Raw genomic sequence first — 21,820 nt, forward strand, 5'->3', positions numbered from 1 at the left:
CTCAGCGGATGCTCACACCTCCGGCGTGGGCCACTGCTTGGCCACCAGGGTCAGGACGTCGTAGGTGGCCACGATCTCGTCCTTCTGGTTGGTCAGCCGGGCGTCCCACGCGACCTCGCCGTACTCGTCCGTGACGCGCGGGGTGATCTTCTTGGCGGTCAGGGTCACGCGGATGGCGTCGTCGTACGTCACCGGGGTGATGAAGCGCAGGTTCTCCAGCCCGTAGTTGGCGAGCACCGGTCCCGGGGCGGGCTCCACGAACAGCCCGGCGGCCCAGGAGACCAGCAGGTAGCCGTGGGCCACGCGGCGCGGGAAGAACGGGTTGGCCGTGGCGGCCTCCTCGTCCGTGTGGGCGTAGAACGTGTCCCCGGTCTTCTCCGCGAACTCCAGGATGTCCTCTAGGCTCACGGTGCGCAGGTCGGAGACGAACTGGTCCCCGATCCGCAGGGTTTCCAGGGACTTGCGGAAGGGGTGCTCACCGGTGCCGTTCTCGACGTCCTCGCGGGTCACGGTGTTGGCGGCCGCGCCCCAGTGCCACTGCCCGGTGATCCCGGTCAGCAGGTCCGGGGAGCCCTGCACGGCGGTGCGCTGCATGTAGTGCTTCACGGCGCGCACACCACCCAGCTCCTCGCCACCGCCGGCGCGGCCGGGTCCGCCGTGCACCAGGTGCGGCACGGGGGAGCCGTGGCCGGTGGTGGTCTTGGCGTCGTCGCGGTCCAGGAAGAGCACGCGACCGTGGTGGGCGCCGATCCCGGAGAGGAACTGCGCCGCGAGCTCGGGGGAGTGGGTGCACACGGTGGCCACCAGGGAGCCCCCGCCCAGTGCGGCGATCTCCACCGCGTCCGCCACGTCACCCGAGTAGCCGAGCACGGAGGTGACGGGGCCGAACGCCTCGACCTCGTGGGCGGCGGGGGTGCGGGCGTCGTCGAAGGAGAGAACCGTGACCGGGAAGAACGCTCCGTCCTGGGGCACGGACGAGAGCTCCTCGGGCCCGCCGAGCTCCACGGAGGCGCCGGCGTCGATCAGGGCGCGCACGGAGCGCAGCACCTCGTAGTACTGGTCCTCGGATGCGAGCGGGCCCACGGTGGTGGCGGCGTCGCGGGGGTCCCCCACGACGGCGCGGGCGGTCACGCGCTCCTTGATCGCCTCCACCACGGCCCCGCGCATCGGCTGGGGCACGATCACACGGCGGATCGCGGTGCACTTCTGTCCGGCCTTGGCGGTGATCTCCAGGACCACGGACTTCACGAACGCCTCGAACTCGGGGGAGTCCTCGGTGACGTCCGGGGCCATGATCGCGGCGTTGAGGGAGTCCGTCTCCGCTGTGAAGCGCACGCCCCTCTCCTGCACGTTGGAGTGCGCCCGCAGGGACCGTGCGGTGGCCGCGGAGCCGGTGAACGCCACGTGGTCGCGGGCGTCCAGGTGGTCCAGCAGGTCACGGGCGGAGCCGGAGATCAGCTGCAGGGATCCCTCGGGCAGCAGCCCGGAGTCCAGCATGAGCCGCACGCACGCCTCGGTCACGTACCCGGTGGGGGTGGCGGGCTTCACGATGGTGGGCACCCCGGCGATGAACGCGGGCGCGAACTTCTCCAGCATGCCCCAGACGGGGAAGTTGAAGGCGTTGATCTGCACGGCCACGCCCGGCAGCCGCGTGTAGACGTGCTCGCCCAGGAACGAGCCGTCCCGCGAGAGCTGCTCCACGGGGCCGTCCACGATCACATTGGCGTTGGGCAGCTCGCGGCGGCCCTTGGAGGAGAACGTGAACAGCGTGCCGATGCCGCCGTCCACGTCGATCAGGTGGTCCTTCGCCGTGGAGCCGGTCGAGTAGGAGAGCTCGTACAGCTCCTCCTTGTGCTCCCCCAGGTACTGGGCGAGCTGCTTGAGGATGAGTGCGCGGTCGTGGATGCGCAGGGTCCCCAGGGACGCCTGTCCCACGGTGCGCGCGTGCTCCACGGCGCCGGCGGTGTCGATCCCGTCCGTGCTCACGCGGGCCACGAGCTCCCCGGTGGTGGCGTCGCGCACGTCCGCCACCTTCTGCGGGTCTTCCGGGCGCCACCACTGCCCCTGCACGAAGCTGGGCAGGATCTGCGGCTGCTGGGTTTCGGGTGCCTGGTTCTGGGTGCTCACGCGGGGTCCTCCGGACGGTCGCGGCCTCAGGCCGAACGATCGGTCAGTATTCAGGCCAGGATAACCTAGGTCACACAGAGGCACCATGGTCACCATGAGGGCCGCGCGGCGCCCGACGCCGCCCGGTCGACTTCCCAGGGAAGCGCACCCGGGCGGCGTCGCCCGCCCACCCCCGGTGCGGAGCCCCCTGGAGAAGTGCCCGTGGCACGGCAGAGACCCGGAACGAAGGAGCAGACATGCACGAGGACCCGACCCCCGCGGACACGCGCGCGGAGAACGAGCACCCGGCGAAGACGTTCGATCCCTGGAGCATCGAGCTCGGGGAGCTGGACCGCAAGATGGGCGTGGAGGTGGAGGAGCAGTCGGCTGAGCGGATCGTGGCCACCATGCCCGTGGAGGGCAACCGGCAGTCCCTCGGGCTGCTGCACGGCGGGGCGTCCGTGGCGCTGGGGGAGATGCTGGGGTCGTGGGCCGCGGTGATCCACGGCTCCACCATGGGCAAGGTGGCCGTGGGCACGGACATCAACGCCACCCACCACGCCTCCGCCACGAGCGGCAGGGTCCGCGGGGTGGCCACCGCCATCCGTCTGGGCCGCACGATGACCAGCCACGAGGTGGTCATCACCCACATCGACACCGGGCGTCGGCTGTGCACGGTGCGGATCACCAACTACCTGAAGGACGCCCCGAGCGCGTGAGGTGACGAACGCGCCCGGGGCGGTTCCCGGAGGACGTCAGGAGTAGTCGTAGAAGCCCTTCCCGGACTTCTTGCCCAGCTCCCCACGCTCCACCATGTCCCGCATGAGCTGCGGGGGCGCGAAGCGGGGGCCGAGCTCCTTCTCCAGGTACTCCGCGATCCCCAGGCGCACGTCCAGGCCCACCAGGTCCGTGAGGGCGAGCGGGCCCACCGGGTGCTTGTATCCGAGGACCATGGCGTTGTCGATGTCCTCGGCAGACGCCACGCCCTCCTGGACCATGCGGATGGCCTCCAGCCCCAGCGCCACTCCCAGCCGGGAGGAGGCGAAACCGGGGGCGTCCTTCACGGTCACCGGGGTCTTGCCGATCCCGGCGACCCACTGCTGCGTGAGGTCCCGCAGCTGCTGGCTGGTCCGCTCACCCATCACGATCTCCACGAGCTTGGACGCGGGGACCGGGTTGAAGAAGTGCAGCCCGCAGAAGCGCTCGGGCCGCTGCAGCTCGGCGGCCAGGCCGTCGATGGACAGGGAGGAGGTGTTCGAGGCCAGCCAGGCATCCGCGCGGAGGTTGGCCTCCACGTTCTGCAGGGACGAGACCTTCAGGTCCCAGATCTCCGGAACGGCCTCGACCACCAGGTCGCACTCCGCGAAGTCCGCGTAGTCCACGCTCACGGCGAAGTTCTCGGTCCACACGTCCAGGTTGCCGTCGATCTTCCCGCGCTCCAGGGACGCGGCGAGGTCCGACTCCACGCGCTCCTTCGCGGCCTCCGCGGCCTGGGCGTCCACCTCCACCACGGTCACGTGCGCGCCGGCGATCAGGAACGCGTGGGCGATCCCCGCTCCCATGCGTCCGCCGCCCAGCACCCCCACGGTTCCGGGAACGGCTGCTGCGGTGCTCTCGCTCATCTCTTCATCTCCTTCTTGCGGTCCAGGAATGCTTGCATGCGGTCGAACTTGGCCTGCGACTCGAACAGGACGGCCTGCGCGAGCTCGTCCACGTGCGGGTGGGCCTCGCGCGGCATGGCGAACACGCGCTTGCTCACGCGCACCGCCAGCGGGTCCTGCGCGGCGATGCGGTCCGCGAGGGCGTCAGCCGCCGCGAGCAGGGCGTCCGGCTCGTGGATCTCGGTGATGAGCCGCGCCTCCAGGGCCTCCTCCGCGGACAGGATGCGTCCCGCCATGAGGATGTCCTTCGCCAGGGCCTCCCCGGCGAGCTCCCTGAGCCGCCACAGTGCCCCGGCCGCGGCGATGATCCCCAGTCCGGTCTCCGGCTGCCCCACCTTCACGCGGGGTGTGCCGATCCGGAAGTCCGCGGCCCACGCGAGCTCCGCGCCGCCTCCCAGGGCGTAGCCGTCCAGGGCCGCGATCACCGGCATGGGCAGCTTGGCGATCCGGTCGAAGACCTGCGAGTTCACCCCGCGCAGCGCGTCCTCACGACGCCGCTCGCGCAGCTGGGCGATGTCCGCGCCCGAGGCGAAGATCCCCTTGCCGTTGACCCGCGTGCCGCTCAGCACCAGAATCTTGGGCTCGCGCTCCAGGTGCCCGCACACGGTGTGCAGCTCGTCCACCATGACCTGGTCGATCGCGTTGCGCACCTCCGGGCGGTCCAGGGCCACGTGCAGCCGGTCCGGGCGCTCGCCCACGCGCAGCGCCTCGAAGTCCGAGGCCCACGAGGGAGTCCGGTCCGTGCCGGCCGCCGGTGCGGGGTCACCGGCGGAGGGTCCGCCCGCAGCGGTCCCGTCCACCGGGGTCGACGCCGCGGAGGGGCCGTCCGCGCGCGGGTTGCGGGCGGCGTCGTCGTGGGGGGCGTTCGCGTCCGTCACGGCCGGATCACACCCGCTCGATCAGCATGGCGGCACCCTGGCCCACGCCGATGCACATGGTGGCGAGGCCCTTGCCGGTCCGCTCGCGCTCCATGCGCCCCATGAGCGTGATGACGATGCGCGAGCCCGAGGAGCCCAGCGGGTGGCCCAGGGCGATGGCGCCGCCGTCACGGTTCACGATCTCGGCGTCCAGGCCCAGGCGGCGGATGGAGCCGAGGGACTGGGTGGCGAAGGCCTCGTTGATCTCCACGGAGCCGAGGTCCCCCACGGTCCACCCGGCGCGCTCGAGGACCTTCTCCGAGGCGGGAACCGGGCCCAGGCCCATGATCTCGGGGGCGAGTCCCGCGGAGGCGCCGTCCACCACGCGGGCGCGGGCGTTGAGACCGTACCTGGTCACGGCGCGCTCGCTGGCCACGATCACGGCCGAGGCGCCGTCGTTGAGCGAGGACGAGTTGCCCGCGGTGACCACGGAGCCGCCCTTGACCACGGGCCGCAGCTTGGCGAGCACCTCCACGGTGGAGCCCTCGCGGGGGCCCTCGTCCGTGTCCACCACGGTCACGGCGCCCTTGCGGCCCTTGACCTCCACAGGGACGATCTCCTGGGTGAAGTGGCCCGCAGCGATGGCCGCCAGCGCCTTCTCGTGGGACTGCGCCGCGAAGGCGTCCGCGTCCTCCCGGGAGATGCCGTCCACGCGGGCGACCTCCTCGGCCGTCTCCGGCATGGAGTAGGTCATCTTGCCCCCGCGGGAGAGCGGGCCCTCCTGGAACGCCGGGTTGGTGAAGCGCCACCCGATCGAGGTGTCGAAGACCTCACCCGGTTTGGCGAACGCGGTGGTGGGCTTCTCCATGACCCACGGGGCGCGGGACATGGACTCCACGCCACCGGCCACCACGATGTCCGCCGCACCGGACTTGACCATCTGCGAGGCGATCGTGATGGCGGACATGCCCGAGGCGCACAGCCGGTTCACCGTGATGCCGGGGACGGTGTCCGGGTAGCCGTTGAGCAGCCACGCCATGCGGGCCACGTTGCGGTTCTCCTCGCCCGCGCCGTTGGCGTTGCCCAGGATCACCTCGTCCACGAGGGCAGGGTCGATCCCGGAGTCCTCGACCACGGAGCGGATGCACAGCGCCGCGAGGTCGTCCGGGCGCACCGAGGACAGCGCCCCGCCGTAACGGCCCACGGGAGTACGGGCGCCCCCGACGAGGAAGGCTTGTGGCATCTCGGACATGTGTCTCCTCATGCTGGAATAACTGACCGTTCGTTCATGCTCAGGTTCCCCGATCGTGTGAGCCACGTCAATTGCGCGCGCCGGTGTCCTGGGAGCCACCGTGCACCGGGGAGGTGGTCTCACCGGGGTGGGACTTCACGTACTCCTCGTGGACCTCGGCCACGTGGAGGTCCTTGCCCTGGTCCGACTTCCGCACGAAGCACACGGCGATGAAGGAGACCAGCGACAGCAGGGAGATGTAGAGCCCGATGGTCCACGCCTGGCCCGTGCGGCCCAGCAGCAGCTCGGCGATCATGGGGGCGAACGCGCCGCCGATGATCGATCCCAGGGCGTAGCCGATCGAGACGCCCGAGTACCGCACGCGGGCCGGGAACATCTCGGCGTACATGGCGGACTGCGGGCCGTAGGAGGGCCCCAGGCCGATGGTCAGGACGAAGATGGCGAGCGCGAACAGCGGCAGGGACGCCGTGTTGAGCAGCCACCACATGGGAACGGCCCACAGGATGATGATGCCGTAGCCGATCTGGAAGGTGCGCCTGCGCCCGACCTTGTCCGACATCCACCCGCCGAGCATGGTGAACACGAGCCACCCGACGCCGCCCACCAGGGAGGCGATCAGGGTCTCCGGGCGGGACATGTGCAGCGCCTTGGTGCCGTAGGAGGCGAAGAACGCGATCACCAGGTACCCCGCGGCGTTGTTGCCCGCGAAGATGAGCGCCGCGAGGAGCACCTCGCGGGGGTTCTTGCGGAACAGCTGGCCCAGCGGGGCGGACGACTCCTTGGCGCGCTGCTGCATCTCCAGGAACACGGGGGACTCGTCCACGGACCGTCGGATGAGCCAGCCCACGAAGATCAGCACCACGGAGAACAGGAAAGGCACGCGCCAGCCCCAGGACTCGAACTGCTCGGGGGTCAGGGCGGTGCTCAGTCCGAACATGAACAGGGTGGCCAGGAGCATGCCGATCGGCACGCCGATCTGCGGGTAGGCGCCGAACAGTCCGCGCTTGTCCACGGGGGCGTGCTCCACGGACATCAGGGCCGCCCCGCCCCACTCGCCACCGGCGGAGAAGCCCTGCAGGACGCGCAGCAGGATCAGGAGGACGGGTGCGGCCACCCCGATCTGGCCGTAGGTGGGCAGCAGGCCGATGAGCGTGGTGGCCGCCCCCATGCCGAACAGGGTCATCACCAGGGTGATCTTGCGGCCGAACCGGTCCCCGATGTGCCCGGCCACGATGGCGCCCAGGGGGCGGAAGAGGAAGCTGATGCCCAGGGTGGCCCACGTGACGATCTGGGCCAGCTGGGGGTTGTCCACGCTGAGGGGCTTGAAGAAGTGGGTGGCCAGGATGAACGCGGCGGCCTGGGCGTAGATGAAGAAGTCGTACCACTCGATGGTGGTGCCCACGAGGGTGCCCGCGAGGACCTTGCGCTCTTCTCGGGACATGGAGTGGCCCTGTGCGGGGGCTGCGGTGGTGGATGCCATGCGGATCTCCAGGATCGTCGGACCGTGAGGTCCGTGGGGAATCGGGGCGGTGGTGAGGGACCGAATAACCGACCGATTGGTCGTGAGGGGAATTCTAGCCATTGTGTGAGTCAGGTCACTTCACACGGTCCGGGAAATCGCGCATGTTACGCGGGCCCGCCACCTCCGCAGAGGTGGCGGGCCCGCGGGAAGGGGGGCGGCGGCGTCGTCCGGGGCGTTGCGCCCTCAGAAGAGCCGCTGCGAGGCGAGGCGCGCACCCGCCACCAGGGACTCGAGCTTGGCCAGTGCGATCTGGGGGTGCAGCCGCCCGCCCAGGCCGCAGTCGGTGGAGGCCACCACGTTCTCCCGGCCCACCACCGAGGCGAACTGCTCGATCCGGTCCGCCACGAGCTCCGGGTGCTCCACCACGTTGGTGGAGTGCGAGACCACGCCGGGGCAGAGCACGGTTCCCTCGGGCAGCTCGTGGTCCCGCCACACCTTCCACTCGTGGCCGTGGCGCGGGCTGGCGGCCTCGAAGCTGTACGCGCCCGCATCGATCGTGAGCATGAGCTCCACCAGGTGCTTGAGCTCCAGGTCCGTGGTGTGCGGGCCGTGCCACGAGCCCCAGCACAGGTGGAAGCGGACCTGCTCACGGGGCAGGCCCCGCAGGGCGTAGTTCAGGGCCTCCACGCGCAGCCGGGTGAAGTCCAGGTAGTCCGCCACGGTGGGCTCCGGGTTGACCTGGTCCCAGGACTCGGCGATGGACGGGTCGTCGATCTGCACCGTCAGCCCCGCGGCCACGATCGCCTGGTACTCCTCCCGCATGGCGTCCGCACACGCGTAGACGAGCTCCTCGTCCGTGGCGTAGTACTCGTTGCGCACGCGGGCGCAGGACCCGGGGGAGAGGGCGGCCAGGAACCCCTCGGTGGCGCCCGTGCGTTCCATGGCGTCCTTGAGCCGGCGGATGTCCCCGGCCACGGCCTCCTGGCCGGTGTAGGTCAGAGGCCCGGTGATCTTGGGCTGGGTCACCGACGCCCGGTGGGCGAGCACCCCGGATGCAGGGTCCTCGTACGCGTCCCGGAAGCGCTGCCGGTCCCGGCGGTCCGGGAAGCTCGTGAGCACCACGTGGCCGGGGGAGGAGCGGCGCACCTCCGCGGCCTGCCAGCGGTCCTCGTCCGTGGGTGTCAGCCCGCCCAGGCGGTGGAACGAGTAGTTCCACCAGGCGCCGTAGTCCACCGCGCCCGAGGTGGTGTGGCCGTACTCGCCGTCGTTGACCACGTCCAGCCCGATCTCCCGCTGGGTGCGCACGATGTCGACGACGCCCTCGTCCAGTGCCGCTCCCAGCTGGGCGAGGTCGATCTCCCCGGCCCGGAAACGGTCGTTCTCCGCCAGCAGCTCGGGGGTGCGGGGCAGGGAGCCCACGTGGGTGGTCTGGATGCGGTCGGTGTTCGGGTGCATGGGGCACCTGTCCTTTCCATCGGTCCTGGCGGTAGCACCGTGGGCGGAAGCCCTGGTTGCTGCGGCGTCGTCGAGCCAGATCTCTCGGCCGCTCTGGATGGGTGCCGCCCATTCAACAGCACGGACGGGGCGGGGTCCAGCCCCACGCCGTCACGAAGGCCCTGGCCAGGGGCGCCACCCGTGCGTGCGCCGCACTCCGGAGGGTGGCTTTGACCACGCGGTGCACCGTTCTACTCTGAGAGGCGCATCACAGTTGCGGGACGGAAGGGGCAACCGCGCCCGGGCTCGGGGACGACGTCACGGGGCTGTCGCCCGAGAACCCGCAGGCAGGTTCGAAGCGACCCACCGGGTGGAGCTGGTGGGCGTGACCCCCAATTCCGTACCCGTTCAGGAGGAACAGTGACCGACAACGCCAACGACATCGTGATCGTCAACGGGGCCCGCACCCCGCAGGGCAAGCTGCTGGGAGCGCTCGCGTCCCTGAGTGCCGTGGACTTGGGCGCGCACGCCATCAAGCACGCGCTGCGGCGTGCCGGGGTGGCCCCGGAGGACGTGGACCACGTCTACATGGGCAACGTGGTGCAGGCCGGCAACGGCCAGAACCCGGCCAAGCAGGCGGCCGTGGCTGCAGGGCTGCCCATGAACGTCCCCGCCATGAGCCTGAACAAGGTGTGCCTGTCCGGTCTGGTGGCCGTGACGGAGGCGGCCCGCATGATCCGCGCGGGCGAGGCGGACGTCGTCGTCGCCGGCGGCATGGAGTCCATGACCAACGCGCCGCACCTGGCCCTGGGCGCCCGGAAGGGCAAGTCCTACGGGGACATGACGCTCGCGGACTCGCTGGCCCACGACGGCCTGGTGGACGTGGAGCTGCAGATCCCCATGGGGGAGCTCACCGAGACCGGCAACGCCGAGCGCTCCATCACCCGTCAGGAGCAGGACGAGGTGGCCGCGCGCAGCCACCAGCTGGCCGGGAAGGCGCAGCAGGGCGGGGTCTTCGCGGACGAGATCGCGCCGATCGAGGTCCCGCAGCGCAAGGGTGACCCGGTGACCGTGTCCGAGGACCAGGGCGTGCGTCCGGACTCCACCGCCGAGGGACTCGGCAGGCTCCGGGCAGCCTTCACGAAGGACGGCACCGTCACCGCGGGCAACTCGTCCCCCATCTCCGACGGCGCCGCGGCCCTCGTGCTCACCACGCGCGGCTACGCCCAGGAGCACGGCCTGGACTGGCTCGCCGTGGTGGGCCGGCCCGGCCAGGTGGCCGGCCCGGACACCTCCCTGCACTCGCAGCCCTCCCGCGCGATCGAGCACGCGCTGGAACGGGCCGGGTGGACGGCGGCGGAGCTGGACTTCATCGAGATCAACGAGGCCTTCGCCGCGGTGTCCGTGCAGTCCGTGCGGGACCTCGGGGTGGAGATGGAGAAGGTGAACATCCACGGCGGCGCCATCGCCCTGGGCCACCCCATCGGGGCGTCCGGCGCGCGGCTCGCGCTGCACGCCGCCATGGAGCTGGCCCGGCGCGGCTCCGGCAGGGCCGCGGTGTCCCTGTGCGGCGGCGGTGGCCAGGGGGAGGCGCTGCTGCTGAGCCGCTGAGCGGGTGAGCCGCACTGCGCCGCTCCCCGCCGTCCGAGTCATCCGTCAGTATGCTGATGGTTGCACACGGTCGCATGGTGGGCGGCCCGGCGTGGCCGCCGCCTCCCAGGGCGCACGCCCCTCGGGTCCGGCCGAGAACGCGTTCCAGGAGAAAACATGGCGCACCCAGAACCCGCATCCGCAACGGCTTCCGCAAGGCCCGGGGACTCCGGCTCCGGCGCTCCCCGCACCACGGGCGACGCCGCCCGCACCCGCAGGCGCGCGGCGCTGTCCGGGCTCCTGTTCGGCTGCGGCATCGCGGCAGCCATGATCGACCTGTTCATCTTCCACCTGGGCCTGCAGTGGCACCACTTCTACGACCTCTCCACGCACGAGGTGGCGCTCGTGACGGACGGGTTCTTCCACGCCTTCGGCTGGTTCATCACCGTGTGGGGGCTGTTCCTGCTCGCGGAAGTGCGCCGGGGCGGCGGGGTCCACTGGCCTCACTGGGCTGGTGCCGTGGTCCTGGGCGTGGGGGCGTTCCAGCTGTTCGACGGCGTGGTGGACCACAAGTTGCTGCGGATCCACCAGATCCGCTACGGCGTGGACCTGCTGCCCTACGACCTCGTGTGGAACGGCACGGCGGTGATCCTGATGCTCATCGGATTCCTGCTGCTGCGACGCGGCGCCCGCGCCTACCGGGGCGCGTGATGCCCGTGGGGACTCCCCTCTTCTTCCCCGCGTTCCTGGCCCCTCTCAGGCACGAGGGGCACTCGGGGCACGGCGGACACGGCCAGCACGACGGCGCCGCGCACGCGAACCACGCGATGGTGGCCGGGTGGCCCGTCTTCGAGGGGCTCGTGGTGCTGCTCCTGGTCGCCGCCGCCGCGTACGGCTGGTCGCTGTGGGCCGGGCGCGGACGACGCCAAGTGAACCCCTGGCGTCCGGTCGGCTTCTTCGCGGGGCTGCTGTGCGTGGGTGCGGGACTCGTGGGCCCCCTGGCCCAGGCCGGACACGCGAGCTTCACCGCCCACATGGCGGGTCACCTGCTGGTCGGAATGCTCGGGCCACTGCTGCTGGTGCTGGGGGCGCCCGTACGGGTGCTGCTGCGCGGTCTGCCCACTACGGCCGCCCGGCGGGTCACGCGGGTGCTGCGATTCCGGTTCATCCGCGTCGTCACGCACCCTGTGGTGGCCGCTGTGCTCAATGCGGGCGGGCTGTGGCTGCTCTACACCACCGGACTGTTCCACTGGATGCATGCGTCCGCCCTGGGCCACGCGGTGGTCCACACGCACATCCTCCTGGCCGGGTACGTGTTCACCGCGGCAGTCGTCGGGTCGGACCCGGATCCCCACCGCTCTTCGTTCCGGGTGCGCGCGGTGGTGCTCGTTCTGTTCATCGCCGTGCACTCGGTGCTGGCCAAGTGGCTCTACGTGCACCCGCCTGCCGGTGTGCCCACCGGGGACGCCCAGGCTGGCGCCCAGCTCATGTACTACGGCGGGGACGTTGTGGACGTGGCGCTGATCGTTCTGCTGTTCCTGGGGCACTACCGGGACACGGCACCGCGTCCGGCTGCCCGGCTTCAGCGCACCATGCGGATCTCCCGCAGGTCCTCCAGCGCCGGGTCCACCAGTGCAGTCCCGTCCGCTCGGAAGCCGTTGCGCTCGTAGAAGCGGATGGCGCGCGGGTTGGCCTCTGCAACCCACAGCTGCGCGGGCCGCTCACCCAGAACGGCGTCGAGCAGCGCCTGCCCCGCACCCGTGCCGTGGTGCTCGCGCAGGACGTAGAGCATGTGGAGGGCGCACTCGCGGGCGGGCGCTGCCTCGCTGGGCCGCCCAGTGCCCGCGAACCCGATGAGCGCCCCGTCCGCCTCGGCCACGCGGATCCTGCCGCGGGTGTCCGGGTCCGCGAGCAACCCCGTCCACAGGTCCTGGCGGGCCCGCAGGGCTGCGTCCCCGAAGAACCGTGCGGGGACGAGCCCGGCATACGTCTCCCGCCAGGCACGGACGTGCACTGCCGCGACCTCCTGGGCGTCCTCGGGCGCGGGTGGACGCAGGGTGAAGGGGGCCTCCGTGGTCATGCAGACATTGTGGTCACTGCCCGGCCGGAGCAACACCCGTTCGCCGCTCTTTCCTGTCGCGGGGGAGGGGTTTGTCAGTTCCTCCACCCCGTGCAACAACGGAGCAAATGCGGTTTGGCGGGCGCTGCGGCGCATTTGCTCCACACCACAGCAGCAATTCCGGGCCCGCCCCTGCCTTTCATGCGCCCCGCCGTACGGCCCGGCCTGGCCCGGCCCGGCCCGGCTCACCGTATTGCGAGCGAGCGGGCGACGCCGCCGCTACGCGAGGATCGCGCGCACCCCCGCCTCGAACTCGGCCGCCATGGTGGCGGTGGGCAGGTCCATGGACTCGCGGGTCTGCTGCGCGGTCACCGAGCCGAGGGTGAAGCGCACGAGGGTGAGGGCGGTCGTCTCGGCGCCCTCCGGGGGAAGACCCTGGGCGGTCAGCTCCGCCACGAGCAGGGGCACGGGCTGCATGCCCAGGGGGTCCAGGGCGTGGGCCACGCTCACCACGTCCGCGCCGTCCCGCACGGCGAGCACGAGGGAGCGGAACCGGGTGGTGAGAAGGGCGGGGCCCTGGGCCCCGGCGGGGGTTTCCCCGAGCGGCGCCACCATCCGCCGGGCGAGGACCGCCAGGAGCTCCTGCTTGTTGGCCACGTGCCAGTAGAGCGCCCCGGGCTGCACGCCCAGCTCCCGGGCCAGCCGCCGCATGGAGAGGTCCCCGAGGCCGTAGTCCTGCAGGATGTGCCACGCGGCGTCCAGCACGCGGTCGCGGTCCAGGGCCACGGCGTTCCTCCTGCTCCCGGGCCCGGGCGGGCCACCCGCCAACTGTACCGAGCGGCGTCGTGGGACCGTCCGGAGGAGTGGGGCCTGAATTGACTTTGCTGAACGGTGTTCAATAATTGAACAATGTTCAAGAACCCCGCCCAGCTGGCCGAGCGCGTTCTCGCCGGCCACCCCGTGACCCCGGACGAAGCCCTGGACCTGCTGCACACTCCCGAGACCGGGATGCTGGACCTCGTGGCCGCGGCCGCCCGGCTGCGCCGTGAGCACTTCGGCATGACCGTGAAGGTGAACTACCTGGTCAACCTGAAGTCCGGGCTGTGCGCGGAGGACTGCGGCTACTGCTCGCAGCGCCTGAATGCCGGAACGGACATCCTCAAGTACTCGTGGCTGAGCCCCGAGCAGGCCGTGGAGCAGGCCGAGTACGGCATCAGGGGCGGTGCGAGCCGCGTGTGCCTCGTGGCCAGTGGCCGCGGTCCCTCCAACAGGGAGGTCGGCACCGTGGCCCGCACGGTCGAGGCGCTGAAGGAGAGCCACCCGGACGTGGAGGTCTGTGCGTGCCTGGGCCTGCTCAAGGACGGCCAGGCGGAGGCGCTCAGCGGGGCGGGTGTGGACGCCTACAACCACAACCTCAACACCGCGGAGTCCAACTACGCCTCCATCTGCTCCACGCACACCTACCAGGACCGCGTGGACACCGTGGAGCGCGCCAAGGGTGCGGGGCTGTCCCCGTGCTCCGGGCTGATCGTGGGGATGCGGGAGACGAACGAGCAGCTCGTGGAGGCACTGTTCGCCCTGCGGGAGCTGGACTCGGACTCCGTGCCCGTGAACTTCCTCATGCCGTTCGAGGGCACGCCCCTGGCCGGGACCTGGCAGCTGAGCCCGCAGAAGTGTTTGACCATCCTCGCCGTGGTGCGCTTCGTGTGCCCGGACAAGGAGATCCGCATGGCCGGTGGGCGTGAGATGCACCTGCGCTCCCTGCAGCCGCTCGCCCTGCACGTGGTCAACTCCCTCTTCCTGGGCGACTACCTCACCTCCGAGGGCCAGGCCGCCCAGGCGGACCTGGACATGATCGCCGACGCCGGGTTCACCGTTCTCGGCGCTCGTCCCGACCACGCCGCGGACGGTGCCGCCGCCCCCGGTTCCACGACCACCGGCACCGCGCTCTCCTCGGCCGCGGCCGCGCAGCTGAGTTCGGGGGAGGGCCCGGAGCGGGGCGAGGGCACGAAGGTGCGGATCGAGCTGAACCCCACGGTGCGGCGTCGGGGGGCGGGGACAGAGGTGGCGCCGAATGCCTGAGCCCGGAACGGGGGAGGACATGCCGCGTGGGGAAAGTCTTGCCTCGCGGGACCGGGGTCTGCTGTGGCACCCGTACGAGGCGCTCGACGGCCCCGCGCCGTACACCGTGGAGGCCGCGCAGGGGGTGACCCTCACGCTCGTGAGCCCCGAGGGGGAGCGGGTGGAGGCCCTCGACGGCATGGCGTCGTGGTGGTGCGCGGTGCACGGCTACCGCAACCCGGAGCTGGACCGCGCGGCCGTGGACCAGATCACCGAGTTCTCGCACGTCATGTTCGGCGGGCTGACCCACCGGCCCGCGGTGGAGCTCGCGGAGCTGCTGGTGGAGGTCACCCCTCCCGAGCTGCAGCACGTGTTCCTCGCGGACTCCGGATCGGTGAGCGTGGAGGTGGCGCTCAAGCTGGCCGTGCAGTACCAGGCCGCGAAGGGCCACCCCGGCCGGCGGCGCATCCTCACGGTGCGCGGCGGCTACCACGGGGACACCACCGGGGCCATGAGCGTGTGCGATCCCGAGGGCGGCATGCACGCGCAGTTCTCCGGGCTGGTGGCGGAGCAGCTGTTCGTGGCGCCCCCGCCCGCCGCGGCCACCGCCGATGGCCGGGCATGGGAGTCCGACGCCGCCGCCGTGCAGCGCTGGATCGCGGACCTGCGGGCCACGGCGGCCGCGCACCGGGACGAGCTCGCGGGCATCATCGTGGAACCCGTGCTGCAGGGCGCGGGGGGCATGCGCACCTACGACCCACGGTGCCTGCGGGCGCTGCGGGCGCTGGCGGACGAGCAGGACCTGGTGCTCATCGCGGACGAGATCGCCACGGGGTTCGGCCGGACGGGCGCGTGGTTCGCGTGCGAGTGGGCGGACGTGGTCCCGGACGTGATGTGCGTGGGCAAGGCGCTGACCGGCGGGTACATGACCCTCGCCGCGGTGCTCGTCTCCCGGGCCGTGGGGGCGGTCATCACCGCATCCGAGCAGCGGGCGCTCATGCACGGCCCCACGTTCATGGCCAATCCACTCGCCTGCGCGGTGGCGCTGCAGTCCGTGCGGATGCTCCGGGACACGTGGCGCGAGAGCACCGCCCGCCTGGAGAATGCCCTGCGGGACATCCTTCCGGTGGCCGCGGAGCTGCACGTGGTCAAGGACGTGCGGGTGCTCGGAGGGGTGGGGGTCATCGAGTTCCACCGCGCCCCGGACCCGGCTCTGCTCACGCGCACCGCCCTGGAGCAGGGGGTGTGGCTCCGGCCCTTCGGGCGGCTGCTCTACACCATGCCCCCCTACGTGTGCTCGGACGAGGAGGTCCGGGCGATCGCCTACGCCATGCTGCGCGCCGCGCAGGAGGTCGAGCTGCGCCGCAACGAGCCCGGCGCCGCGACGACGCCGCCCGCCCACTCCGGGCGCGGGCACGAACCAGGAGGCGCCACCCCCACAGGGACCGGTGCCGCGCCCGCTCCGGAAGCGGGTTCGGGGGACCACCCGTGACGGGACCCCTCGACGACTGGCTCCGGGAACGGGGCGCCCGGCGCGAGGAGGCGGGACTGCGGCGTCGGCTGCGGACGCTTCCCGGACGATGCGTGGACCTGGCCTCGAACGACTACCTGGGACTGTCCCGGGACCCGCGGGTCGTGGCGGCCGCCCGTGGAGCGCTGGACCAGTACGGCGCGGGATCGCGGGCGTCCAGGCTGGTCACGGGAACACTCGGGGTCCACGAGGCCCTGGAGCGCGAGCTGTGCGAGCTCACGGGCCAGCCCGCCGCCCTCGTGTTCTCGAGCGGGTACGCGGCGAACACCGGGGTGCTCACCGCGCTGGGGGACCCGGACACGCTCATCGTCTCGGAAGCGCACGTCCACGCGTCCCTCGTGGACGGGGCACGGCTGTCCCGCTCGCCCGTGCGGATTGCGCGGCACTCGGACGTGGCCCACGTGGCGCAGCTGCTGGCAGAGCGTACGGAGACCCGCGCCATTGTGGTGGTGGAGTCCGTGTACTCGGTGTGGGGTGACCACGCCCCGCTGGTGGAGCTGGCGGAGACATGCCGGCGGTGGAACGCTCTGCTGCTCGTGGACGAGGCGCACGGGATCGGCGTGGCCGGGGAGGGGCGGGGACTCGTGCACGGTCTCGGGCTGGCGGGCTCGCCGCACGTGGCCCTCACCGTGACGCTGTCCAAGGCGCTCGGGGCGCAGGGTGGGGCGGTGCTCGGCTCGCCCGCCCTGCGGGAGCACCTGGTGAACACGGCGCGCCCGTTCATCTTCGACACCGCGCTCGCGCCCACGAGTGCGGCGGCTGCGGCGGAGGCGGCGCGGATCGTGCGGGCCCACCCGGAGCTGACCGGGGGACTGCACGAGCGGGCGGGTCTCGTGGCGGCGACCCTGGGTGTGCCACGGGCCCGTGCAGCGGTGCAGTCGGTTCCCCTGGGCGGCGCGGACGCCGCGGTGCGGGCCGCAGACGAGCTGCGCACGCGGGGCATCGTGGTGGGCTGCTTCCGCCCGCCCTCGGTCCCGGACGGCATCAGCAGACTCCGCATCACGGCGCCCGGAAACATGGAATTACACGAATTGTCGGGGGCTCTGGGGGCTGTCGAGGAGGTCCTCCGGGACGTGGGCGGGGCCGCAGCCACCGCGCGGCCCCTCAACATCCCACCCACGAAACCGCAGGAGACACCGTGAACGATCCGCTGTCCGGCAACTTCACCACCCTGGGCCGCACGGTCCTGGTCACCGGCACGGACACGGACGTGGGCAAGACCTACGCCACGGCCGCGCTCGCGGTGGCCGGGTGGCACGCCGGGCGGCGACGGATCGCGGTCTACAAGCCGCAGCAGACCGGGATGCGCGGGGACGACCCGGGGGACGTTCACGACGTCGCCCGGCTGGTCCGCGCCGCCGGCGTCCCGCCCGAGGTGCTCACCGTGGCGGAGGGGCAGCGGCTGACCGAGCCCATGGCACCCCCGCCCGCCGCGGCCCTCGACGGAGTGGAGCTGCTGCCGCTCACCACCCACGTGGCGAAGATCCTGGAACTGCAGGAATCCCACGACCTCGTCCTGGTGGAGGGCAGCGGTGGTGTGCTCGTGGAACTGGACGGGGATCGCCGCACCATCGCGGACCTGGCGGTGGCACTGCAGGGGGTGGCTCCCCAGGAGACGGTTGACCGGGGCCCAACGACTCAGGGGCCAGACCCCGTGGGCCGGGCTGACGCGAGAGAAGAACGAGCGAGCGTCCCAACTGCCGCTGGCCCGGCCCCGGTGAGCACCGTGCTGGTGGCCCGCCCGGACCTCGGCACCCTGAACCACACGCTGCTGAGCCTGGAGGCCCTGCTGCACCGCGGGGTGCACGTGGCCGGTGTGGTGCTGGGCAGCTGGCCCGCAGAACCGGACCGCCTGCAGGAGACCAACCGTGAGTACCTGGCAGACCTGCCGGAGATCCTGGGACGGCGCATCCCGCTGCTCGGCGCGGTACCCCTGGGCTGGGGCGCGGAGGTCGGCTGACCCCGGGAGGCGGGTACCCGCGTCGTCGTCCGGTCAGGACCCCGCCGTGGTCGCCTCGTACAGCCGCTCGAAGCGGTCGTGGACCGCCCGGTAGTGCTCACGCGCCGACTCGCGTGGGGAGTACGTGCCCGCCGGCTCCGGGGAGGAGCGTTCCACCTCCGGCGCGAGGGACTCCAGCATGAGCAGCGCGTTGCCCCGGCACGTGGAGCGCTTCATGGTCTGGTGGATCACGGGGGTCTCCAGGTAGTCGCCCAGGATCTGCAGCCAGGACGGCAGCTCCTGGGTGACCCGCCCGGCGGCCACCACGCGCTCCACGTGGGGCGCGGCCCGCTCCAGCTCGTCCGCGACCCTGCGGTAGGACCCGGCGATCCCCTCGAGCATCCCCCGGGCCATGGCGGGGGCGTCCGTGGCGGCGGAGACGTCCGCGAAGACCGCCCGCGCGCTGCCCGCCCAGCCCGTGGAGCGCTCGCCGGTGAGGAAGGGCAGCACTCCGGGGGTGGCGGGGTCTGCGGGGGCGGCGGCGATGTCGTCCAGCACGGCGTGGTCCAGGGCCAGGGTGTCCCGCAGCCAGGAGACGGCCCGGCCCACGTCGTTGAGCGCACCCCCCAGCAGGCACCGGGAGGAGTCGACGCGGTAGCACCACAGTCCCGGCGGGATGTCCTGGGGGCGGTGGTGCAGCAGCACGCGCATGGCCCCGGAGGTGGCGGCGGAGGCCACGATGGTGCGCTCGTCCGTGCCGCCCACGCCGATGTTGGCGCACAGCCCGTCCGCCACCGGCGCGAACCACTGCGCCTCGGACAGTCCCCGCCAGCGGGCGGTGCGCTCCGGGTCCACGTCCGGCAGCGGCTCGTGGGGTTCGAGGACCGGGGACAGCTTCTCCTCGCCGACCCCCGCGGCGCGCAGCATCCGCTGGTCCCAGTGCCCGGACCTCCGGTTGAGAAGACCCGTCCACGCGGCGGTCGCGGTTCCGGCGGCGGTGGTCCCGAGCAGCCGCAGCCACACGTACTCGCCGATGCTCAGCCAGCGCGCGGCGGCACGGAAGGCCTCGGGCCGGGTCTGCGCGAGCCACCGGAAGCGCGGCGCCAGGTAGCTGGTGTGCAGCCGCGCGCCCATCTTCTGCTGCACCTCGAGCTCGTCCAGCTCCTCCCGCAGCTCGGCCAGCTGCGGGGCGCACCGGGAGTCCGCGTACGTGAAGCACTCGGTGACCGGGTGGCCCTCGGCGTCCACGCCCACCAGGGAGGACGCGAAGGAGTCCAGGCCCACCCCACGCACCCGCCCCGCGAGCTCCGGGCGGTCGCACACGCGGTCCAGGAGGGTGGCGACCTCGTCCGCGACCTGGTCCGGGTCCATCACGGAGGTGCCGTCCCCCGCGGTGGTGAACGCGTGCGGAATCTTGTCCCGGTAGTGCCGCACGGGTGTCCCCGTGGCGTCGTACAGCGAGCCGCGCGTGGCGGTGGAGCCGATGTCCAGCGTCATCACCAGGGGATCCCGCGCATCCGCCAGATCCACCGCGAAGTCCGTGCCGTCCCCGGGTCGCGGCGTCCTGCTGTGCTTGCCCATGCTTCTCCTGCTCCCCGCGCGTGCGCCTCGGTCCTGGTGGTCTGCGCCCAGTCTATGAACGGCCCCGGGTGCCGCGCACCGCCGCGGACGACGCCGCCCTCCGGGCCCCGCGCGCCCGGCACATCGGGCGCGGGGCCGGCCGGGCGGCGTCGTGGTGCGGGGCCTCGGCAGAGGGGAAACGAGACGGGTGTTCACAATGTGAGACCAGTGCCCGCGATGTGAAATCGGGTCGGGGGCTGCGCGTATTCTGGTGGTCACTGTGCGCCGGGGTGCGGCTTCCATGACGAGCCCGCTCCGGCCGGTTCTTCGGGAAGGAGTCGCAGTGCCCCAGCTGCGTTCAGCTACGTCAACCACCGGCCGCAACATGGCGGGTGCGCGTGCCCTGTGGCGCGCCACCGGAATGGGCAGCGAGGACTTCGGCAAGCCCATCGTGGCCATCGCGAACTCCTTCACCCAGTTCGTCCCCGGCCACGTGCACCTCAAGAACATGGGTGACCTGGTGGCGTCCGCGGTCCAGGAGGCCGGGGGTGTGGCCAAGGAGTTCAACACGATCGCCGTGGACGACGGCATCGCCATGGGCCACGACGGCATGCTCTACTCGCTCCCGTCCCGGGACATCATCGCGGACTCCGTGGAGTACATGGTCAACGCGCACTGCGCGGACGCCCTGGTGTGCATCTCCAACTGCGACAAGATCACCCCGGGCATGCTCATGGCCGCGCTGCGGCTGAACATCCCCGTGGTGTTCGTCTCGGGCGGGCCCATGGAGTCCGGTGAGGGCGTGGAAGGTGTGATCGAGCACCGCGTGGACCTGGTGGACGCCATGGCCCTGGCCGTGGACGAGTCCGTCACGGACGCTCAGCTGGCCCAGATCGAGGAGAACGCGTGCCCCACGTGCGGCTCGTGCTCCGGGATGTTCACGGCCAACTCCATGAACTGCCTCACCGAGGCGCTGGGGCTCTCGCTGCCGGGCAACGGCACCACCCTGGCCACCCACGCGAACCGCAGGCGGCTGTTCCTGGAGGCCGGGCGCCGTGCCGTGGAGTCCGCCAAGAGGTACTACGAGCAGGACGACGAGTCCGTGCTGCCCCGCAGCATCGCCACCAAGGCCGCGTTCGAGAACGCCATGGCCCTGGACATCGCCATGGGTGGGTCCACCAACACCGTGCTCCACATCCTGGCCGCCGCCCAGGAGGCGGAGGTGGACTACACCCTCTCGGACATCGACACCCTCTCCCGCCGGGTGCCGTGCCTGGCCAAGGTTGCCCCGAACTCCACCAGGTTCCACATCGAGCACGTGCACCGGGCCGGCGGCATCCCCGCGATCCTGGGGGAGCTGCGCCGCGGCGGGCTGCTCAACGAGGACGTCCACACCGTCCACTCCCAGACCATGGGGGAGTGGCTGGACGAGTGGGACATCCGCTCGGGGAAGGCTTCGGCGGAGGCCAAGGAGTTCTTCCTGGCCGCTCCCGGCGGGGTGCGCACCACCCAGGCGTTCTCGCAGGCCAACGAGTACGAGGACCACGACGTGGACGCCGCCGAGGGCTGCATCCGCTCCGTGGAGCACGCCTACACCGCGGAGGGCGGGCTGTGCGTGCTGTTCGGCAACATCGCCGAGGACGGCGCCGTCATCAAGACCGCGGGCATCGACCCGGAGCTGTTCCACTTCACCGGACGCGCCTTCGTGGTGGAGTCCCAGGACGAGGCCGTGCACGAGATCCTCTCCAAGAACGTGAAGGAGGGGGACATCGTGGTGATCTCGTACGAGGGGCCCAGGGGCGGACCCGGGATGCAGGAGATGCTCTACCCCACCAGCTACCTGAAGGGCCTGGGGCTGGGGAAGAAGTGCGCGCTCATCACGGACGGGCGCTTCTCGGGCGGCACGTCCGGGCTCTCGATCGGGCACATCTCCCCGGAGGCGGCCGCGGGTGGGGCCATCGGTCTCATCGAGCACGGGGACGAGATCGAGATCGACGTGGAGAACCGTGTGCTGCGGGTCAACGTGGACGACGCCGAGCTCGCCCGCCGCCGCCAGGAGCGGGGTGCAGCCCCCTGGAAGCCCACCAGGCCCCGCGAGCGCAAGGTCTCCAAGGCGCTGCGCGCGTACGCCTCCATGGTCACGTCCGCGGACAAGGGCGCGGTGCGGGTCGTCGAGGACTGAGCCGGGCGAGGCTCGGAAGATACAGGCACCGTCCCGGCGGGCGGGTCCCCGGGGCGGTGCCTGGCGCCGTCCCGGGGACTCTCGGCCGCGCACGGGAATCGGATACTGTGTCCTGAATCGGTGCGA

Annotated in this window: 18 protein-coding genes and 1 riboswitch; of the genes, 9 read left to right on the forward strand and 9 right to left on the reverse strand. The window is 71.8% G+C overall.

Annotated elements, in window-relative coordinates; all coding sequences use genetic code 11:
• Positions 1-12: 12 nt before the first annotated feature.
• Entirely contained in the window at positions 13-2,127 is a 2,115-nt protein-coding gene (gene paaZ, locus Q4A22_RS00925) for a phenylacetic acid degradation bifunctional protein PaaZ (protein ID WP_303176647.1), read from the reverse strand.
• A gap of 236 nt (positions 2,128-2,363) precedes the next feature.
• Between paaZ and Q4A22_RS00930 the strand changes: the two genes are divergently transcribed.
• Entirely contained in the window at positions 2,364-2,825 is a 462-nt protein-coding gene (locus Q4A22_RS00930) for a hotdog fold thioesterase (RefSeq protein ID WP_303176648.1), read from the forward strand.
• 36 nt (positions 2,826-2,861) lie between these two features.
• Here Q4A22_RS00930 and Q4A22_RS00935 read toward each other — a convergent pair whose 3' ends face one another.
• The 5 genes from Q4A22_RS00935 to Q4A22_RS00955 all read right to left on the reverse strand — a co-directional run bounded on the left by Q4A22_RS00935 (position 2,862) and on the right by Q4A22_RS00955 (position 8,793).
• Positions 2,862-3,728, reverse strand: coding sequence for a 3-hydroxyacyl-CoA dehydrogenase family protein (locus Q4A22_RS00935; protein WP_303176649.1), 867 nt, complete (start codon positions 3,726-3,728; stop codon positions 2,862-2,864).
• Positions 3,725-4,471: an enoyl-CoA hydratase/isomerase family protein gene (locus tag Q4A22_RS00940; protein ID WP_303176957.1), complete on the reverse strand. Its 747-nt coding sequence runs from the start codon at positions 4,469-4,471 to the stop codon at positions 3,725-3,727. The genes Q4A22_RS00935 and Q4A22_RS00940 overlap by 4 nt, the downstream gene beginning before the upstream one ends.
• A gap of 181 nt (positions 4,472-4,652) precedes the next feature.
• Positions 4,653-5,876, reverse strand: a complete 1,224-nt coding sequence (locus Q4A22_RS00945) for an acetyl-CoA C-acyltransferase (RefSeq protein WP_303176650.1) — start codon at positions 5,874-5,876, stop codon at positions 4,653-4,655.
• Between the two features lie 67 nt (positions 5,877-5,943).
• Complete coding sequence (locus tag Q4A22_RS00950) at positions 5,944-7,356, reverse strand: MFS transporter (RefSeq protein ID WP_303176651.1); 1,413 nt, start codon at positions 7,354-7,356, stop codon at positions 5,944-5,946.
• A 225-nt stretch (positions 7,357-7,581) separates the two neighbouring features.
• Entirely contained in the window at positions 7,582-8,793 is a 1,212-nt protein-coding gene (locus Q4A22_RS00955; RefSeq protein WP_303176652.1) for a cobalamin-independent methionine synthase II family protein, read from the reverse strand.
• 13 nt (positions 8,794-8,806) lie between these two features.
• A riboswitch (SAM riboswitch) is annotated at positions 8,807-8,897 on the reverse strand.
• A 295-nt stretch (positions 8,898-9,192) separates the two neighbouring features.
• On the opposite strand from Q4A22_RS00955, the gene Q4A22_RS00960 reads away from it, so the two are divergent.
• From Q4A22_RS00960 to Q4A22_RS00970, 3 genes are all read left to right on the forward strand, one after another.
• Entirely contained in the window at positions 9,193-10,383 is a 1,191-nt protein-coding gene (locus Q4A22_RS00960; protein WP_303176653.1) for an acetyl-CoA C-acetyltransferase, read from the forward strand.
• Positions 10,384-10,539: 156 nt separating this feature from the next.
• Positions 10,540-11,073 carry a DUF2243 domain-containing protein gene (locus Q4A22_RS00965; protein WP_303176654.1) on the forward strand — a complete coding sequence of 178 codons (534 nt, stop codon included), beginning with the start codon at positions 10,540-10,542 and terminating at the stop codon, positions 11,071-11,073.
• Positions 11,074-11,189: 116 nt separating this feature from the next.
• Complete coding sequence (locus Q4A22_RS00970) at positions 11,190-12,032, forward strand: cytochrome c oxidase assembly protein (protein ID WP_303176958.1); 843 nt, start codon at positions 11,190-11,192, stop codon at positions 12,030-12,032.
• Here the strand turns inward: Q4A22_RS00970 and Q4A22_RS00975 are convergent.
• Together Q4A22_RS00975 and Q4A22_RS00980 are read right to left on the reverse strand one after the other, a co-directional pair.
• On the reverse strand, positions 11,945-12,442 hold the full coding sequence (locus Q4A22_RS00975) for a GNAT family N-acetyltransferase (RefSeq protein ID WP_303176655.1): 498 nt from the start codon (positions 12,440-12,442) through the stop codon (positions 11,945-11,947). The genes Q4A22_RS00970 and Q4A22_RS00975 overlap by 88 nt on opposite strands.
• Before the next feature lie 258 nt (positions 12,443-12,700).
• Entirely contained in the window at positions 12,701-13,207 is a 507-nt protein-coding gene (locus Q4A22_RS00980) for a TetR family transcriptional regulator (RefSeq protein WP_303176656.1), read from the reverse strand.
• Between the two features lie 123 nt (positions 13,208-13,330).
• Here Q4A22_RS00980 and bioB point away from each other — a divergent pair, with 123 nt between their 5' ends.
• Genes bioB through bioD form a run of 4 tightly spaced genes read left to right on the forward strand, consistent with a single transcriptional unit; the run spans position 13,331 to position 17,973 of the window.
• Positions 13,331-14,503, forward strand: coding sequence for a biotin synthase BioB (bioB, locus tag Q4A22_RS00985; RefSeq protein WP_303176657.1), 1,173 nt, complete (start codon positions 13,331-13,333; stop codon positions 14,501-14,503).
• Positions 14,496-15,974 (forward strand): adenosylmethionine--8-amino-7-oxononanoate transaminase, encoded by a 1,479-nt coding sequence (bioA, locus tag Q4A22_RS00990; RefSeq protein WP_303176658.1) that lies wholly within the window; start codon positions 14,496-14,498, stop codon positions 15,972-15,974. Before bioB ends, bioA begins: the two co-directional genes overlap by 8 nt.
• Complete coding sequence (locus Q4A22_RS00995) at positions 15,971-17,155, forward strand: 8-amino-7-oxononanoate synthase (protein ID WP_303176659.1); 1,185 nt, start codon at positions 15,971-15,973, stop codon at positions 17,153-17,155. The genes bioA and Q4A22_RS00995 overlap by 4 nt, the downstream gene beginning before the upstream one ends.
• Positions 17,152-17,973, forward strand: coding sequence for an ATP-dependent dethiobiotin synthetase BioD (bioD, locus tag Q4A22_RS01000; RefSeq protein WP_303176660.1), 822 nt, complete (start codon positions 17,152-17,154; stop codon positions 17,971-17,973). The genes Q4A22_RS00995 and bioD overlap by 4 nt, the downstream gene beginning before the upstream one ends.
• 33 nt (positions 17,974-18,006) lie before the next feature.
• On the opposite strand, the gene Q4A22_RS01005 is transcribed toward bioD, so the two are convergent.
• Positions 18,007-19,533, reverse strand: a complete 1,527-nt coding sequence (locus tag Q4A22_RS01005; RefSeq protein WP_303176661.1) for a gluconokinase — start codon at positions 19,531-19,533, stop codon at positions 18,007-18,009.
• Between the two features lie 322 nt (positions 19,534-19,855).
• Between Q4A22_RS01005 and ilvD the strand changes: the two genes are divergently transcribed.
• A complete protein-coding gene (gene ilvD, locus Q4A22_RS01010) occupies positions 19,856-21,694 on the forward strand; it encodes a dihydroxy-acid dehydratase (RefSeq protein ID WP_303176662.1) in 1,839 nt (612 codons plus the stop codon).
• Positions 21,695-21,820: the final 126 nt, after the last annotated feature.

The organism is Kocuria sp., from assembly GCF_030530945.1.
Classification (GTDB): Bacteria; Actinomycetota; Actinomycetes; order Actinomycetales; family Micrococcaceae; genus Kocuria.